At 66.9% G+C, this 16,410-nt stretch carries 10 protein-coding genes and 3 tRNA genes; 3 read left to right on the top strand and 10 right to left on the bottom strand.

The window, feature by feature from the left end; translation table 11 throughout:
- A complete protein-coding gene (locus tag AC07RV_RS07560) occupies nucleotides 1-1,269 on the top strand; it encodes a TraB/TrbI/VirB10 family type IV secretion system protein (RefSeq protein ID WP_056581690.1) in 1,269 nt (422 codons plus the stop codon).
- Nucleotides 1,266-1,508 (top strand): DUF2274 domain-containing protein, encoded by a 243-nt coding sequence (locus AC07RV_RS07555; RefSeq protein ID WP_056581693.1) that lies wholly within the window; start codon nucleotides 1,266-1,268, stop codon nucleotides 1,506-1,508. The genes AC07RV_RS07560 and AC07RV_RS07555 overlap by 4 nt, the downstream gene beginning before the upstream one ends.
- 632 nt (nucleotides 1,509-2,140) lie before the next feature.
- On the opposite strand, the gene AC07RV_RS07550 is transcribed toward AC07RV_RS07555, so the two are convergent.
- The 6 genes from AC07RV_RS07550 to tig all read right to left on the bottom strand — a co-directional run bounded on the left by AC07RV_RS07550 (nucleotide 2,141) and on the right by tig (nucleotide 8,424).
- Nucleotides 2,141-2,214: transfer RNA gene (locus AC07RV_RS07550), tRNA-Cys, on the bottom strand.
- Between the two features lie 64 nt (nucleotides 2,215-2,278).
- Nucleotides 2,279-2,354: transfer RNA gene (locus tag AC07RV_RS07545), tRNA-Gly, on the bottom strand.
- Between the two features lie 75 nt (nucleotides 2,355-2,429).
- Nucleotides 2,430-4,868: an endopeptidase La gene (gene lon / locus AC07RV_RS07540; protein ID WP_093344222.1), complete on the bottom strand. Its 2,439-nt coding sequence runs from the start codon at nucleotides 4,866-4,868 to the stop codon at nucleotides 2,430-2,432.
- A 119-nt stretch (nucleotides 4,869-4,987) separates the two neighbouring features.
- Complete coding sequence (clpX, locus tag AC07RV_RS07535) at nucleotides 4,988-6,253, bottom strand: ATP-dependent Clp protease ATP-binding subunit ClpX (protein WP_093344223.1); 1,266 nt, start codon at nucleotides 6,251-6,253, stop codon at nucleotides 4,988-4,990.
- Between the two features lie 126 nt (nucleotides 6,254-6,379).
- On the bottom strand, nucleotides 6,380-6,988 hold the full coding sequence (gene clpP / locus AC07RV_RS07530; RefSeq protein WP_093344225.1) for an ATP-dependent Clp endopeptidase proteolytic subunit ClpP: 609 nt from the start codon (nucleotides 6,986-6,988) through the stop codon (nucleotides 6,380-6,382).
- Nucleotides 6,989-7,104: 116 nt separating this feature from the next.
- Nucleotides 7,105-8,424 carry a trigger factor gene (gene tig / locus AC07RV_RS07525; RefSeq protein ID WP_093344226.1) on the bottom strand — a complete coding sequence of 440 codons (1,320 nt, stop codon included), beginning with the start codon at nucleotides 8,422-8,424 and terminating at the stop codon, nucleotides 7,105-7,107.
- A gap of 280 nt (nucleotides 8,425-8,704) precedes the next feature.
- Between tig and AC07RV_RS07520 the strand changes: the two genes are divergently transcribed.
- Complete coding sequence (locus AC07RV_RS07520) at nucleotides 8,705-9,706, top strand: tetratricopeptide repeat protein (protein WP_296781872.1); 1,002 nt, start codon at nucleotides 8,705-8,707, stop codon at nucleotides 9,704-9,706.
- 77 nt (nucleotides 9,707-9,783) lie between these two features.
- Here the strand turns inward: AC07RV_RS07520 and AC07RV_RS07515 are convergent.
- From AC07RV_RS07515 to AC07RV_RS07500, 4 genes are all read right to left on the bottom strand, one after another.
- A tRNA-Leu gene (locus AC07RV_RS07515) sits at nucleotides 9,784-9,870 on the bottom strand.
- A gap of 102 nt (nucleotides 9,871-9,972) precedes the next feature.
- The gene (locus tag AC07RV_RS07510; protein ID WP_296781873.1) at nucleotides 9,973-13,173 is read right to left on the bottom strand and encodes an efflux RND transporter permease subunit; all 3,201 of its coding nucleotides are present in this window, start codon (nucleotides 13,171-13,173) and stop codon (nucleotides 9,973-9,975) included.
- Nucleotides 13,170-14,366, bottom strand: a complete 1,197-nt coding sequence (locus tag AC07RV_RS07505) for an efflux RND transporter periplasmic adaptor subunit (RefSeq protein WP_296781875.1) — start codon at nucleotides 14,364-14,366, stop codon at nucleotides 13,170-13,172. The genes AC07RV_RS07510 and AC07RV_RS07505 overlap by 4 nt, the downstream gene beginning before the upstream one ends.
- Before the next feature lie 122 nt (nucleotides 14,367-14,488).
- Nucleotides 14,489-16,402 (bottom strand): potassium transporter Kup, encoded by a 1,914-nt coding sequence (locus AC07RV_RS07500; RefSeq protein ID WP_444814239.1) that lies wholly within the window; start codon nucleotides 16,400-16,402, stop codon nucleotides 14,489-14,491.
- Nucleotides 16,403-16,410 lie beyond the last annotated feature (8 nt).

Genomic DNA, 16,410 nt, shown 5'->3' with positions numbered 1-16,410 from the left:
ATGAGCCAGGACGACACCCCCGACCTCGCCACGCCGCAGGCGGACAAGGTCGCACCGGAGGCGGTGGCGCTGCGCGCCCAGCCGCGCCCGGTCACACGCCTGAACCGGCGCACGCTGGCCATCCTCGTTGGCGGCCTATCGGTCGCCGTGCTCGGCGCCACGATTTGGTCGCTGCAGCCCCCGCGGCGCGCGGCCAGTGAGCAGACCGAGCTTTACAACGTCGAGCGCGTGTCGAAGTCCGAAGGTCTGGATGGCCTGCCGGCGGACTACTCGAAGCTGCCGCCGAAGTTACCCGAATTGGGGCCGCCGCTGCCGGGCGATCTTGGCCCCGCCATCGTCAACTCGCAGCAGCCCGTGACGCCAGCATATGCGCCACCGGGCCATGATCCCGAGGATGCCTTGCGCAAGGAGGCCGATGCAGCGGCGGCTTCGTCGGTGTTCTTCCGCTCGGGTGGCCAACGTGCAGCCACGGTGGCGCAGGCAGCGCCGGTGGCGCCTGGCGCAGCAAGCACGCTCGCGGCCTTCGATCCGCTCGCCGGCGGGCCGGCCTCGACGGCGGCCCAGCCTGCCGACCCGACTGCCGTGCAGAACCGGCAAGACCAGAAGGAGGCGTTCCTGAAAGGCGGCGCTACGGAAACCCGCAACTCCGGCAACTTGGCGCTGCCGGCGTCGCCCTATCAGGTGATGGCCGGAACGGTGATCGCTGGCGCCTTGGTCACGGGCATCAAATCAGACTTGCCGGGCGACGTGATCGCCACGGTGACAGAGCCGGTCTTTGACACGGCCACAGGCAAGTTCCTGCTGATCCCGCAGGGATCGCGCATCCTCGGGCGCTACAACAGCCAGGTCAGCTACGGGCAGAGCCGCGTACAGGTAGTGTGGAACCGGATCATCCTGCCCGACACGTCCTCGCTCACGCTCGACAACCTTGTCGGCACCGACCCGGCCGGTTACGCCGGCCTGGAAGACGATGTGAACTGGCATTGGAATCGCATCGTCGCGGGCGCTGTGCTGACGACGCTGCTGGGCGTCGGCGCCGAGCTGGCCGCGCCTGATAACCGCCAGAACGGCAACCGCATCGTCATCGCCGGCCGTGACAGCGCCCAGGACAGCATCAACCAGGTCGGCCAGGAGATCACCCGGCGCAACATGAACATACAGCCGACGTTGACGGCGCGCCCCGGCTTGCCGGTGCGCGTCATCGTTAACCGGGATCTCGTGCTGCGGCCCTATCAGCCGCTGTTCTTCAACCGGGGAGCTTCGCAATGAGCACGACCAAGAAGCTGCGGCTCGGGCCGCTGCCCAAGACCGAGAGCGTCAAGCTGACATTCGCGTGCCCGGCCAGCCTGAAAGCCGACCTCGACCGCTATGCCGCGCTGCACGCGCAGTCGTATGGCGAAGCGGTCGATGCCGCGACGCTGATCCCGCACATGCTGGAGGCATTCATGGCTGGGGATCGAGGCTTCAAGCGCACGCAGCCCAAGAACGGAAAAGCCGCCCCTGCGTGAACAGGGGCGGCTCTAGATTGGTGCCCGAGGCCGGAATCGAACCGGCATGACCGTAAGGTCGAGGGATTTTCTTACCACTTCGACTTTCGCCGCCAACGCGCATGCGCTGTTCGTGGTCTGGAGCACGCCTTCACCATAGCCTTGCGGCCGTAGGTGCCCGCCGTCTGCTCTCTACACCTTCCCAAACTGTTGCTTGGGCTTGGCTCGGCGTTGGCTCGGGTGCAGAAGCATCCAGGGCTTTCGCCGATTTTGACGGGCTTCACTCCGGGCGTTTCCCCCCGAAGGCTCAAATTGTTCAAGTCCCTTGTGTCTACCGATTTCACCACTCGGGCGTAGCGTGCAATGCGCTGGAAACACCTACCTCCATCTACTGGCGCCTAGCTGGCTCCTGACCGTCAAGCCAAGCTATGAAGCTGCATCATGGACGCTCGCAAACCGTTGTCACTATTGGCCTTCTGGCCCGTTGGCGCAAGCAAGAAGGACTTGACAAAACAGATTTTAAGTCCGATGTGTCTACCAATTTCACCATCCGGGCCCCGGGTTGAATGACGACGATACCCCAAACGAAACGAGCCCCGTCAACGTGGTTGGCGGGGCCTGGTTTATCGACGCTGGATTCAACGGGAGAAGTGTGGAGGCGCGATCCGGAGTCGAACCGGACTAGACGGATTTGCAATCCGTTGCATAACCGCTTTGCTATCGCGCCACGCAGAAAAAACGAAATCGAACTAGCGAAAAAAAGGGAAGCTGTTGCTTCCCTTTTTCAAAACTGGAGCGGGAAAAGAGTCTCGAACTCTCGACCTCAACCTTGGCAAGGTTGCGCTCTACCAACTGAGCTATTCCCGCGTTTCGAGCCTTGAATTATAGACCAGATTTTCGGGGTTTCGCAAGGCGAGCCCCCGAATTTCATGATCGTGTCGTTCAGTGCTTGACCGAGCCTTCCGAAGCCTGCGACTCGCGCTGCTTCGCGATCTCGGCCACGGCCGCCGCCGAGGCCGCGACCTCTTCGTCGGACAGCGGCGTGGGCAGCTTCTCGAGCGCAATCTCGAGCACCTTGTCGATCCACTTGACCGGCACGATCTCGAGGCCGTTCTTCACGTTCTCGGGAATGTCCTGCAGGTCCTTGGCGTTCTCCTCGGGGATCAGCACCGTCTTGATGCCGCCGCGCAGGGCCGCCAGCAGCTTTTCCTTCAGGCCGCCGATCGCCGTGACTTCGCCGCGCAGCGTGATCTCGCCGGTCATCGCCACATCGGCGCGCACCGGGATGCCCGTGAGCGCCGACACGAAGGCTGTGGTCATCGCCGCGCCCGCGCTCGGGCCGTCCTTGGGCGTGGCGCCGTCGGGCACGTGGATGTGGATGTCGCGCTTCTCGAACACCTCGTCCTTGATGCCCAGGCGGCGCGAGCGGCTGCGCACCACCGTGCGCGCGGCCTCGACCGATTCCTTCATCACGTCGCCCAGCGAACCGGTACGACTGATCACGCCCTTGCCAGGCATGGTCACGGCCTCGATCGTCAGCAGGTCGCCGCCGACCTCGGTCCATGCGAGGCCGACCACCTGGCCAACCTGGTTCTGCTTCTCGGCCAGGCCGAAGGTGAACTTGCGCACGCCGAGGAAGTCGTTGAGGTTCTCGCCGGTGACCGTGACCTTGGGCGTCATCTGCTTGAGCAGCAGGCCCTTGACCACCTTGCGGCAGATCTTCGAGAGCTCGCGCTCGAGCGAACGCACGCCGGCTTCACGCGTGTAGTAGCGCACGATGTCGCGCACGGCCTCCTCGGTGACGAGCAGTTCCTCTTCCTTCACGCCGTTGTTCTTCAGCTGCTTGGGCAGCAGGTACTTGATCGCGATGTTGGTCTTCTCGTCCTCGGTGTAGCCCGAGAGGCGGATGACTTCCATGCGGTCCAGCAGCGCCGGCGGGATGTTCATCGAGTTCGAGGTGGCGACGAACATCACGTCGCTCAGGTCGAAGTCGACTTCCACGTAGTGGTCGCCGAAGGTGTGGTTCTGCTCGGGATCGAGCACCTCGAGCAGCGCGCTCGACGGGTCGCCGCGGAAGTCGGTGCCCAGCTTGTCGATCTCGTCGAGCAGGAACAGCGGGTTGCGCGTGCCGATCTTGCTGAGCCCCTGCAGCACCTTGCCCGGCAGCGCGCCGATGTAGGTGCGGCGGTGGCCGCGGATCTCGGCTTCGTCGCGCATGCCGCCGAGCGCCATGCGGGTGTACTTGCGGCCGGTCGCCTTGGCGATCGACTGCCCGAGCGAGGTCTTGCCCACGCCCGGCGGGCCCACGAGGCACAGGATCGGCGCCTTGACCTTGTCGACACGCTGCTGCACCGCGAGGTACTCGAGGATGCGGTCCTTGACCTTCTCGAGGCCGTAGTGGTCGGCGTTGAGCACCGCCTCGGCATTCGCGAGGTCGTGCTTGATCTTGGTCCGCTTGGCCCAGGGCAGGCCCACCAGCACGTCGATGTAGTTGCGCACCACGGTGGCTTCGGCCGACATGGGCGACATCAGCTTGAGCTTCTTGAGCTCGCCCTCGGCCTTCTTGAGCGCGTCCTTGGGCATCTTGGCGAGCTTGATCTTCTTCTCGATCTCCTCGATGTCCGCGCCCTCCTCGCCTTCGCCGAGCTCCTTCTGGATCGCCTTGACCTGCTCGTTGAGGTAGAAGTCGCGCTGGTTCTTCTCCATCTGGCGCTTCACGCGGCCACGGATCTTCTTGTCGACGTTGAGGATGTCGACCTCGCGCTCGAGCTGGCCGAACAAGTTCTCCAGCCGTGCCTTGGTGTCGTCGAGGTCGAGCACCGCCTGCTTGTTGTCGAGCTTGAGCGGCAGGTGCGCGGCGATCGTGTCGGCCAGGCGGCCCGGATCGTCGATGCTCGAGATCGAGGTCAGGATCTCGGGCGGAATCTTCTTGTTGAGCTTCACGTACTGGTCGAACTGCTGCATCACCGCGCGGCGCAGCGCCTCGACCTCGGTGCCCTTCTCGCCGCCCTCGGGCGCCGCCACCGGCGTCACGTTGGCCGAGAAGTGGGTCTCGCCGTCATCGATGCGGTTCACGCGGGCGCGCTGCTGGCCCTCGACCAGCACCTTCACCGTGCCGTCGGGCAGCTTGAGCATCTGCAGGATGGTCGAGACGCAGCCGACCTCGAACATGTCCTCGACCGAGGGCTCGTCCTTGGCGGCGGCCTTCTGGGCCACCAGCATGATGCGGCGCTCGGCCTCCATGGCCAGCTCGAGCGCCTTGATGCTCTTGGGGCGCCCCACGAACAGCGGGATCACCATATGGGGGAACACGACGACATCGCGCAGCGGCAGCAGCGGCAGATCGATGGCGTCGGCGGGCAGAGGGGTATGACCGGACATGGATATCCTTTGATTGATCAAGCAAAGATGGTCGGCGACACGGGCATTTCAAGCCCGCGGCCGCAGTCTTTGTCGAAGACGCCGGGCATCTCGGGGGGAAGAGCCGGCTTGGGAGTCACTCAGGCCTTCTTGGCTGCCTCGCGGTACACGAGCAGCGGGGGCTTGTTTTCGTCGATGGTCGATTCCTCGACCACGACCTTGTCGACGTTGGTGGCATTGGGCAGCTCGAACATCGTGTCGATCAGCGACTGTTCGAGGATCGAGCGCAGGCCGCGCGCGCCGGTCTTGCGGGCCAGGGCCTTGCGCGCGATCGCCTTGAGGGCGGCGGGGCGGATCTCGAGGTCCACGCCCTCCATCTGCAGCAGCTTGGTGAACTGCTTGACAACGGCGTTCTTGGGCTCGGTGAGGATGCGCACCAGCGCGTCCTCGCTGAGCTCGGCCAGCGAGGCCACCACGGGCATGCGGCCCACGAGTTCGGGGATCAGGCCGAACTTGATCAGATCCTCGGGCTCGACCTCGCGGAACACCTCGGTGAGGCTGCGCTGGGCCTTGCTCTTGACGCTGGCGCCGAAACCGATGCCCGAGGCCTCGGTGCGGTTCTCGATCACCTTCTCGAGGCCCGCGAAGGCGCCGCCGCAGATGAACAGGATGTTGGTCGTGTCGATCTGCAGGAAGTCCTGGTTCGGGTGCTTGCGCCCGCCCTGCGGCGGCACGCTGGCCATGGTGCCTTCGATGAGCTTGAGCAGCGCCTGCTGCACGCCCTCGCCCGACACGTCGCGCGTGATCGAGGGGTTGTCGGACTTGCGCGAGATCTTGTCGATCTCGTCGATGTAGACGATGCCGCGTTGCGCGCGCTCGACCTCGTAGTTGCAACTCTGCAGCAGCTTCTGGATGATGTTCTCGACGTCCTCGCCGACGTAGCCGGCCTCGGTCAGCGTGGTGGCGTCGGCCATCACGAAGGGCACGTCGAGCTGGCGCGCCAGCGTCTGCGCCAGGAGCGTCTTGCCCGAGCCCGTGGGGCCGATCAGCAGGATGTTGCTCTTGCTGAGCTCCACGTCCTCGCCCTTGGCCTTTTCCTTGTGGCGCAGGCGCTTGTAGTGGTTGTAGACGGCCACCGACAGCATGCGCTTGGCCGGCTCCTGGCCGATCACGTAATTGTCGAGGTTGGTCTTGATCTCGAGCGGCGTCGGCAGGTCGTTGCGCGCCTCGCGCGCTTCCTCGCCGGCCGGCAGTTCGTCGCGGATGATCTCGTTGCAGAGGTCGATGCACTCGTCGCAGATGAAGACCGAAGGACCCGCGATCAGCTTCTTCACCTCGTGCTGGCTTTTGCCGCAGAACGAGCAGTAGAGCGTTTTTTCGCTGGAAGTGCCTTTTTTCTCGGCCATGGACAGGTGCCTCGTAACGGGTTTGGACAATGATAACGAAACAAAAACGGCGTTTCCCGTGTGGAAAACGCCGTTGTTGCCTTTTTGGCGCCTCCGGCATCGCGACGCCGGCGCGCCGAACCCCGCTCAGGGGCGCTTGGCGATGACCTGGTCGACCAGGCCGTAGTCCTTGGCCTCGTCGGCCGTCAGGAAGTAATCGCGCTCGGTATCGGACTTGACCTTGTCCAGCGGCTGGCCGGTGCGCTCGGCCAGGATGCGGTTCATCTGGTCCTTGGTGCGCAGGATGTCGCGCGCATGGATCTCGATGTCGGTGGCCTGGCCGCGGGCGCCGCCGAGCACCTGGTGGATCATGATCTTCGAGTTGGGCAGCGAGAAGCGCTTGCCCTTGGCACCGGCCGCGAGCAGGAACGCGCCCATGCTGGCCGCGAAGCCCACGCACAGGGTCGAGACCTCGGGCTTGATGAACTGCATGGTGTCGTAGATCGCCATGCCGGCCGTGACGCTGCCGCCCGGCGAGTTGATGTAGAACGAGATGTCCTTGTCGGGGTTCTCGCTCTCGAGGAACAGCAGCTGGGCCACCACGAGGTTGGCGGTCTGGTCGTTGACCTCGCCCACCAGGAAGATGATGCGTTCCTTGAGGAGCCGCGAGTAGATGTCGTAGGACCGTTCGCCACGGCCCGATTGCTCGATGACCATCGGGACCATGCCGAGGCCTTGGATTTCCTGTGCGCTCATGAATTTGCTCCGGAGAAGGGTTCGTTCGCTGTCGTCAATCTGAACTGTACGCCTGAGTGAAATGGGGCTCGTGCCGCAAAGCACAAGCCCCATGGCGTCCCGGGCCGAGGCGGCGATCAGGCCTGTTGCTGCTGCGCCATCAGTTCGTCGAACGACACCGACTTCTCGGCGACCTTGGCCTTGCCGAGCACGAAATCGGTCACGTTGTTCTCGATCACCACGGCCTCGACTTCGGCCAGGCGGTTGTTGTCGCTGAAGTACCAGCGCACCACGTCGGCCGGCTTCTCGTAGCTCGAGGCGAGCTCGTCGATGTGGGCCTTGATCTGCTCGGGCTTGGCCTGCAGGTTGTTGGCGCGCACCAGCTCGGCGACCACCAGGCCCAGGCGCACGCGGCGCTCGGCCTGGGGACGGAACACTTCCTCGGGGATCGGGGCCTTGTCGGCGTCCTTGATGCCGCGCTGCTTGAGCTCGGCGCGCGCGCCTTCGATCATGCGGTTGACTTCGGACTGCACGCTGGCGTTGGGCAGGTCGAGCTCGGCGTTGGCCACCAGCGCGTCCATCACGGCGTTCTTGTTGCGCGCCAGCAGGCGGAACTTGACCTCGCGCTCGAGGTTCTTCTTGATGTCGGCGCGCAGGCCATCGACCGTGGCGTCGGCAATGCCGAGCGACTTGGCGAGCTGCTCGTTGACTTCGGGCAGGTGCGAGGCTTCGATCTTCTTCAGCGTGACGAGGAAGTCGGCCTGCTTGCCGGCCACGTCCTGGCCGTGATAGTCGGCCGGGAACGACAGCGGGAAGGTGCGGCTGTCGCCGGCCTTCATGCCGCGCACGGCGTCTTCGAATTCCTTGAGCATCTGGCCTTCGCCGACCACGAACTGGAAGTCCTCGGCCTTGCCGCCCTGGAAGGGCTCGCCGTCGATCTTGCCTTCGAAGTCGACGGTCACGCGGTCGTCGTCCTGGGCCACGGCGTCTTGCGCGCGCTGCGCGAAGGTGCGGCGCTGCTTGCGCAGGATGTCCAGCGTCTTGTCGATCGCGTCGTCGCCCACTTCGGCCGACAGCTTCTCGACTTCGGCGCCCGACAGGTCGTTGATCTTGACTTCGGGGAACACCTCGAACACCGCGTCGAAGGACAGCTCGCCCTCGGGCGCGCCTTCCTTCTCGGTGATGCGGGGCTGGCCGGCCACGCGCAGCTTGGCTTCGTTGGCGGCCTGCGAGAAGGCCTCGCCGACCTTGTCGTTCATGACCTCGAACTGCACCGAGTAGCCATAGCGCTGGGCCACGACGTTCATCGGCACCTTGCCGGGACGGAAGCCGTCCATCTTGACGGTGCGCGCGAGCTTCTTGAGGCGCGAATCGACTTCGGACTGGATGATGCCGACCGGCAGGGTCAGCGTGATCTTGCGTTCGAGCTTCTCGAGGGTTTCAACGGTCACGGTCATGATGTCTTCCTTGTGAGGGGGCTGCCACGCGGGGCCTGCATCGTTTTTATCAATACAGATCAAGGACTTACACGCGCTGGCGGGATTGATGCGGAGGCACGCGCATGCTGCGCGTAAAACCGGGCAACCCAAGATTCTAATCGGCCGGAACAGGCTCCCTTGGGCATGACCCGAAGTCGATGCGCGGAGGCCGCGGACGGCAGGCCGGATGGCCCCCGGTTTCGCGCTTACAGTGGCGGCCGGTTCGCCATTGCCCACAGGAAACCCGATGCTCCAGCGATTGCTCGCCGCCTTCAGCCTGGCCCTTGCCGCCGCCCTCGTGTTCTCCCTTCCGCTGGCGGCCCAGGCGAAGACCGGCGACGCGCAGGCGGCGAAGGTGCCAACCATCCAGCAGATCTACGAAGCGGCGAGCAAGGGCCGGATGGACGCCGCCAACACGATGATCGAGAAGGTGCTCAAGAGCCATCCCCGCAGTGCGAAGGCCCATTTCGTCCACTCGGAGCTGCTGGCGATGCAGGACCGGCTCGACGACGCACGGGAGGCGCTGGCGCGGGCCAGGAAGCTGTCGCCAAGCCTCGAGTTCGCGAAAGCCGAATCGGTCGCCAAGCTCGAACGAAAGCTGGAGGCGCCGGTCGAAATCCAGCCCGAGCCCGCGCCCGCCGCATTGCCCGCCGCGCCGGCGATGCCCTCGAGCCTGCCCTCGCCGAACGACTACTTCCCACCGGACAGCAAGATCGCCTGGGGACCGATTGCCCTGGCGGCGACCGGTATCCTCGCGCTGGCCCTCGTCGCGCAGGTCTTCTTCCGGCGGCGTACGCGCACCGTCGACCTTCTCGAGCCCACGGAGCCCTCCGCGCACCGCTCGCGCCGGTTCTCGCGGCCCCTCAGCGATTCGTCGATGGGCTACGGCACGCCCGCGACGGACGGCGATCGGGAGTTCCCGCCCACGCCGGTGCCGAGCCAGGGCCCGAACCTCACGGAAGCGCTCGCGGTCGGCGCGGTGGTCGGTACCGTGGTCGTGGGCGAAGTGCTGCGCCGGGTCATCCAGGATCACGCGGACGAGCAGCGCGGCACCACGGTGAACATCTTCAACCATCACCATCACCGCAGCAACCGCAGCCCGTGGTCGTCGTCCGATCCCGACCCGGAACCCTCGTACGACCGCAGCTTCGTGGACAAGGACTTCGGCATCAAGGACACGAGCTCGTGGGACAGCGCGAGCGACAGCAGCGACAGCTCGAGCAGCAGCAGCGACAGCGGCGGCGGCAGCAACGACTGGTAGCCCACGAAAAAAGCCTCCGGTCCCTGCGGAACGGAGGCTTTCTCGCTGCTCGATAGAACGGTCTACATAGCAGAGGCTGGTGCGCGGGGCCGGACTCGAACCGGCACGTTCTTGCGAACGTCAGGACCTAAACCTGGTGCGTCTACCAATTTCGCCACCCGCGCGATGCCAATCTTTCAGGTGAATGCAAAAGCGGACGGCCTTCCGGCACCTCGGTCATCCCTGGTGCCAAAGACCATCCGCTTGAAATCGGTCAGCTTCGGATTTTAAACATGAATGGGGGCCGCTTCCGGCCCGCTCGGTGCCGCGGGCTGCGCCTCCTCGCGCTTGACCCGGAACGCCGCCGCATACATCGCCGGCAGCGCCAGCAAGGTCAGCACCGTCGCCACGATCAGCCCGCCCATGATGGCGACCGCCATCGGCCCCCAGAACACGCTGCGCGAGAGCGGGATCATCGCCAGCACGGCGGCCGCGGCGGTCAGCACGATCGGGCGCAGGCGGCGCACGGCCGACTCGACGATGGCGTCCCAGGCCGGCACGCCGGCCGCGCGGTCGTGCTCGATCTGGTCGATCAGGATCACGGCGTTGCGCTGGATCATCCCCATCAGCGCGATCACGCCGAGCAGCGCGACGAAGCCGAAGGGCCGGTTCAGCACCAGCAGCGCACCGGCCACGCCGGCGATGCCCATGGGTCCGGTGATGAACACCAGCAGCGAGCGGCTGAAGCTGTGCAGCTGCAGCATCAGCAGCGTGAACACCAGGAACAGCATGATCGGCACGCCGGCCACGATGGAGGCCGAGCCCTTGCTGCTCTCCTCCACGGCACCCGCCACCTCGATGCGATAGGCGCCCTGCCCGGCCGCGTGCCAGCCGGCCTCGAGCTCGCGCAGCTTCGGCAGCAGCTGGTCGGTCACGGTCGCGCCCTGCAGGCCCTCGGTCACGTCGCCCTGCACGGTGATCGCGTAGTCGCGGTTCTCGCGCCACATCACGCCCGGCTCCCAAGTGAACACCGGCTTGGCGATCTGCGTCAGCGGGATCGAGCGGCCCGAGGCCGTCGGCAGGTAGGCGTTGCCGATGTCCGAGATCGCTTCGCGCTCATCGGCCGACTGGCGCAGCACGATGTCGATCAGCAGGTCGTTCTCGCGGTACTGGCCCACGGTGGTGCCGCTGAACATAGTGCGCGAGGCCTGCGCGATGGCCTGGCTGGTCACGCCGAGCGCGCGCGCCTTGGCCTGGTCGACCTCGAGGCGGATCACCTTCACCGACTCGTTCCAGTTGTCGTTCACGCCGCGCATGTTGGCGTTCTCGCGCAGCACGGCCTTGACCTCGTCGGCGTGCGCGCGCAGCTGCGTCGGGTCGGTGCCGATCACGCGGAACTGCACCGGGTACGGCACCGGCGGCCCGTTGGGCAGCAGCTTCACGCGGCCGCGCACCTCGGGGAATTCCTGCGCCAGCAGGCCGGGCAGCGACAGCCGCAGCGTCTCGCGCACCTTGAGGTCGCTCGCCAGCACGATCAGCTGCGAGACGTTGGACTGCGGGAACACCTGGTCCAGCGGCAGGTAGAAGCGCGGCACGCCCGAGCCGATCCAGGTGCTGACGGTCTTCACGCCCGCTTCCTTGAGGATGCGCTGCTCGACCCGCTTCGCCACTTCCTCGTTGGCCTGGAACGAGGTGCCCTCGGGGAACCAGATGTCGACCAGGATCTCGGGCCGGCTCGAGTCGGGGAAGAACTGCTGCTGCACCTTGCCCATGCCGACGATGCCGAGCGCGAAGATCAGCACGGTGGCGCCGATGGTCAGCCAGCGGTGCTGCACGCACCAGTTCACCGCGCGGCGGAAGGCGTTGTAGAACGGCGTGTCGAACAGCTCGTGCGGCGGCGCGTCGGGGTCGTGTGGCTTCACCTTGAGCAGCAAGGTGCCCAGGTACGGCACGAAGTACACCGAGACGATCCACGACAGCACCAGCGCGATCACCGTCACGGCGAAGATCGCGAAGGTGTATTCGCCGGTCACCGACTTGGCGATGCCGATCGGCAGGAAGCCCGCGGCGGTGATCAGCGTACCGGTGAGCATGGGCTTGGCCGTCACGTCGTAGGCGAAGGTGGCGGCGCGGACCTTGTCGTAGCCCTCCTCCATCTTCCGCACCATCATCTCGACCGCGATGATCGCGTCGTCCACCAGCAGGCCCAGCGCGATGATCAGCGAGCCCAGCGAGATCTTGTGCAGCCCGATGCCGAAGTAGTTCATCGCCAGGAAGGTCACGGCCAGCACCAGCGGGATGGTGATCGCCACCACCAGGCCCGGGCGCATGTCGATGTACCAGCCGAAGCGCCCGCCCTTGTGCAGGCCCAGCGAGATGATGCTGACCGCCAGCACGATGGCCACGGCCTCGATCAGCACGCGCACGAACTCGTTGACCGAGCTCGCCACGGCGACGGGCTGGTCCTGCACCTGCGCGAGCTTCACGCCCAGCGGCAGCTGCTTGTCGATGCTCACGGTGGCCGCGCGCAGTGCCTTGCCCAAGGCGATGATGTCGCCGCCCTTGGTCATCGACACGCCGAGCGCGATCACTTCCTTGCCCTGGTGGTGCACCTTGACCGCGGGCGGATCGATGTAGCCGCGGCGGATCTCGGCGATGTCGCCGAGCTTGAGCTGGTTGCCCGAGCTGCCGCGGATCGGCATCTCGCGCAGTTGGTCGACGTTGGTGAACTGGCCGCCCACGCGCACCTGCACCACGTCGAGCGGCGACTGGATCGTGCCGGCGCTCTCGACCGCGTTCTGCGAGCCGAGCTGCTGCAGCACGGCGTTGAAGTCGAGGCCCAGCTGCGCCAGGCGCTTCTGCGAGATCTCGATGAAGACCTTCTCGTCCTGCACGCCGAACTGGTCGACCTTGGCCACGTCCTTCACGCGCAGCAGCTGCTGGCGCACATCGTCGGCCAGGGTCTTGAGCTCGGCGTAGCTGAAGCCCTCGCTCTCGAGCGCGTAGATCACGCCGTAGACATCGCCGAAGTCGTCGTTGAAGAACGGCCCCTGCACGCCCGCGGGCAGGGTGCCGCGCATGTCGCCGATCTTCTTGCGCACCGTGTACCAGACGTTGGCGACCTCGCTCGCCTTCGAGGAGTCCTTGATCTGGAAGATGATCTGCGACTCGCCGGGCTTGGAGTAGCTGCGGATCTTGTCGGCGTACGGCGCCTCCTGCAGCGTGCGCTCGAGCTTGTCGGTGACCTGCTCGGCCACCTGCTGCGCGGTGGCGCCGGGCCAGTAGGTACGCACCACCATCGCGCGGAAGGTGAAGGGCGGATCCTCGTCCTGCCCGAGCTGGAAGTAGGCGAAGGCGCCCAGCAGCATCAGCACCAGCATCAGGTAGCGCGTGAGCGGCGCGTGGTCGAGCGCCCATTTCGAGAGATTGAAGCCGCCCGCGCGGGCGCCCGGCTCGGCGCCGTGGTTCGCCTTGTCAGCGCCGCTCATTTGCCGGCACCCGCTGCGATCTCCTTCTTGTTGGCGGCCACGGGCGCGACGCCCTGCGTGGCACTGCCCGCGTCCGCACCGCCCGCCGCCGCTTCACGCGGCTGGTAGATCGTGACCTTCTGGCCCGGCGACAGCACGTGCACCCCGGCCACCACCACCTGCATGCCGGGCGTGACGCCGGCGCCGATCACGGCCTCGTTGCCGTCGGCGGTCGCCACCTGCACCGGCTGCGAGCGCACGGTCATGGTCGACTTGTCGAGCACCCACACGGCCGTGCCCTTGCCTTCCTGGCGCAGCGCGCTGGTCGGCAGCTTGACGACGGCCGGGCCGCTGCGCGCGAGCGCCTGCGGCCGCGCATAGACCGTGGCGCCGAGCGCGGGCGCGCTGGCGGCATCGATCGCCACCTTCACGGTGAAGGTGCGCGTCACGGCGTCGGCGCTGGCCGCCACCTCGCGCACCTGGCCCTGCAGTTCCTCGCCGCCCGACCAGCCGCGCACCGCGACCGCCGAGCCGGGCTTGATCAGGCCCGCGCGGTCCTCGGGCACCGCGAACACCACGTCGCGCGCGCCGTCCTGCGCGATCCGCACCACCGGCGTGCCGGCCTGCACCACCTGGCCCGGCTCGGCCTCGATGGCGGTGATGACGCCGGCCACGTCGGCCACCAGCGTGGTGTAGGCGGCCTGGTTGCCCTGCGACGAGAGCTGGGCCTGCGCCTGCTCGAGCTGGGCCTGCGCCGCCTTCCAGGTCGATTCGCGGCGCTCGAGTTCGGCGCCGCTGATGAAGTTCTGCTCGCGCAGCTCGCGGTAGCGCTTGAGGTCGGCCGCGGCCAGGTCGCGGTTGGTCAGCGCCGCGGCCTGCTGGGCACGGGCCGCCTCGGCGGCCAGCCGGTAGTCCTGCGGATCGAGCTGGGCCAGCACCTGGCCGGCCTGCACGCGCTGGCCGAGCTCGGCCTGGCGGCGCGTGATCTTGCCCGCCACGCGGAAGCCCAGGCGCGACTCGACGCGCGCCCGCACCTCGGCCGAGAACTCGGGCTGGGCATCGAATTCGCTGGTGCCCACGGTCACCAGCTTGACCGCGCGGACCGGTTCCTCCGCGGGTTTGGACGGCGAGCAGGCGGCCAGGGCCACGAGGGCGGGAACCAGCAGCCAGGCGGCCGCGCGGTCGAGCGAGAAGATGGATTGGGAGGCGGTCATGAGACACCCTGGAAGGAACGAACCGGGTCTTTAATGACCCACCGGTTAGTAATCTAGGGTAAACGTGAACCGCTGTCAATTACCCGCCGGTCATTAACGCCGGCGGGAGGCGGTGCCGGCGCTCAGGTCCGCTGGCCCATTTCCACCAGCCGGTTGTCGGGTAGCTCGAAGTAGTCCGAGGCGCGCCCCGCGTTGCGCTGCAGCCAGCCGAACAGCGCGCGCCGGATCGGGCTGAGGCCCGGCAGGTTCTCCTCGCCCACCGAGGCGCGCGAGACGAAGTACGAGGTCTTCATCGAGTCGATCGCCAGCGTCTTCTGGTAGGCCAGGATGCGGATGAACTCGGGCACGTCGGGCCGTTCCATGAAGCCGTGGCGCGCGGTCACGACCCAGATGCCGGTCATCAGCGACTCGGCCTCGATGCGCAGGCGCGCGTCGACGCGCGGCGTGTCGCAGGGCAGCACGCGCAGCACGATCACCTGCTCGTGCAGCACCTGGTTGTGCTTGAGGTTGTGCAGCAGCGCATGCGGCACCGACGTGACGTTGACATTGAGGAACACCGCCGTGCCCTGCACCCGGTGCGGCATGTGGTGGGCCAGCGACTCGAAGAAGGGCCGCAGCGGCAGGCTCTCGGCCGCGGCCGCCTCCAGCCCCAGGCGCCGCCCCTTGGCCCAGGTGGTGAACAGCAGCATCACGCCCGCCGCCACCGCCAGCGTGAGCCAGCCGCCCTCGGCCACCTTGAGGCTGTTGGCGACCACGAAGGTCAGATCGACCGCCGCGAAGGCCGCCACGCCCAGCGCCACCGCGGGCTTGTTCCAGCGCCACAGCCCCCAGGCCACGATGCCGGCCAGCAGGGTGGTCGTGACCATGGTGATCGACACCGCGATGCCGTAGGCGGCCGACAGCGCGCTCGAGCTGCGGAAGCCCAGCACCAGCAGCAGCACGCCCACCATCAGCAGCCAGTTGACGGTCGGCACGTAGATCTGGCCGATGGCCGTGCCCGAGGTCTGGATCACGCGCATGCGCGGCAGGTAGCCCATGCGCATCGCGTGCGCCGTGAGCGAGAAGGCGCCCGAGATCACCGCCTGCGAGGCGATCACCGTCGCCATCGCGGCGAGCAGCACCATCGGCAGCACGCCCCAGGCCGGAAAGAGCCGGAAGAAGGGGTTGTCGATCGCCGCCGGGTTGGCCAGCACCAGCGCGCCCTGGCCGAAGTAGTTGAGCACCAGCCCCGGCAGCGCGATGAACAGCCAGGCGAGCCGGATCGGCCGCGCGCCGAAGTGGCCCATGTCGGCATACAGCGCCTCGCCGCCGGTGAAGGCCAGGAACACCGCCCCCAGCACCGCCAGCGACTGCAGCCGGTGCTCGACCAGGAACAGCACGGCACGGCGCGGATCGAGCGCCGCCAGCACCTGCGGCTGGGCCAGCACCTGCAGCAGCCCGGCCACGCCGATCACCACGAACCACAGCAGCATCACCGGCCCGAACACCTTGCCGACCGCGCCGGTGCCCTTCTTCTGCACCGCGAACAGCGCGATCAGGATCACCACCGTGATCGGCAGCACCGCGCGCTCGAGCATCGGCGCGCGCACCTCCAGCCCCTCGACCGCCGACAGCACCGAGATCGCCGGCGTGATCAGGCTGTCGCCGTAGAACATGGCCGCGCCCACCAGGCCGAGCAGTCCGATCAGGTGGCCGAGCCAGGGCTTGGCGCCGATGCGCGTGGCGGCATTGCGCGCCAGCGCCTGCAGCGCCAGGATGCCGCCCTCGCCGTCGTGGTCGGCGCGCAGCACGAACACCACGTACTTGAGCGTCACCACGAACAGCAGGCCCCAGAAGATCAGCGACAGCAGGCCCAGCACCGCGTCGGGCGAGAACGGCACGCCGTGCTCCGGGTTGAGCGTTTCCTTGAAGGCGTACAGCGGCGAGGTGCCGATGTCGCCGAACACGACGCCGAGCGCCGCGATCACGACCAGGCCCTTGCCGGCCGGGTGCGCCGCGTCGCCTTGCGCGGTGGAAGTCCTGGCCGGTGCATTCATGGGGCAAG

It is taken from the genome of Variovorax sp. GW821-FHT09B01 (assembly GCF_059418345.1).
Note: the sequence above shows the minus strand (reverse complement) of the source record. Positions and strands in the feature narration are given on the sequence as shown.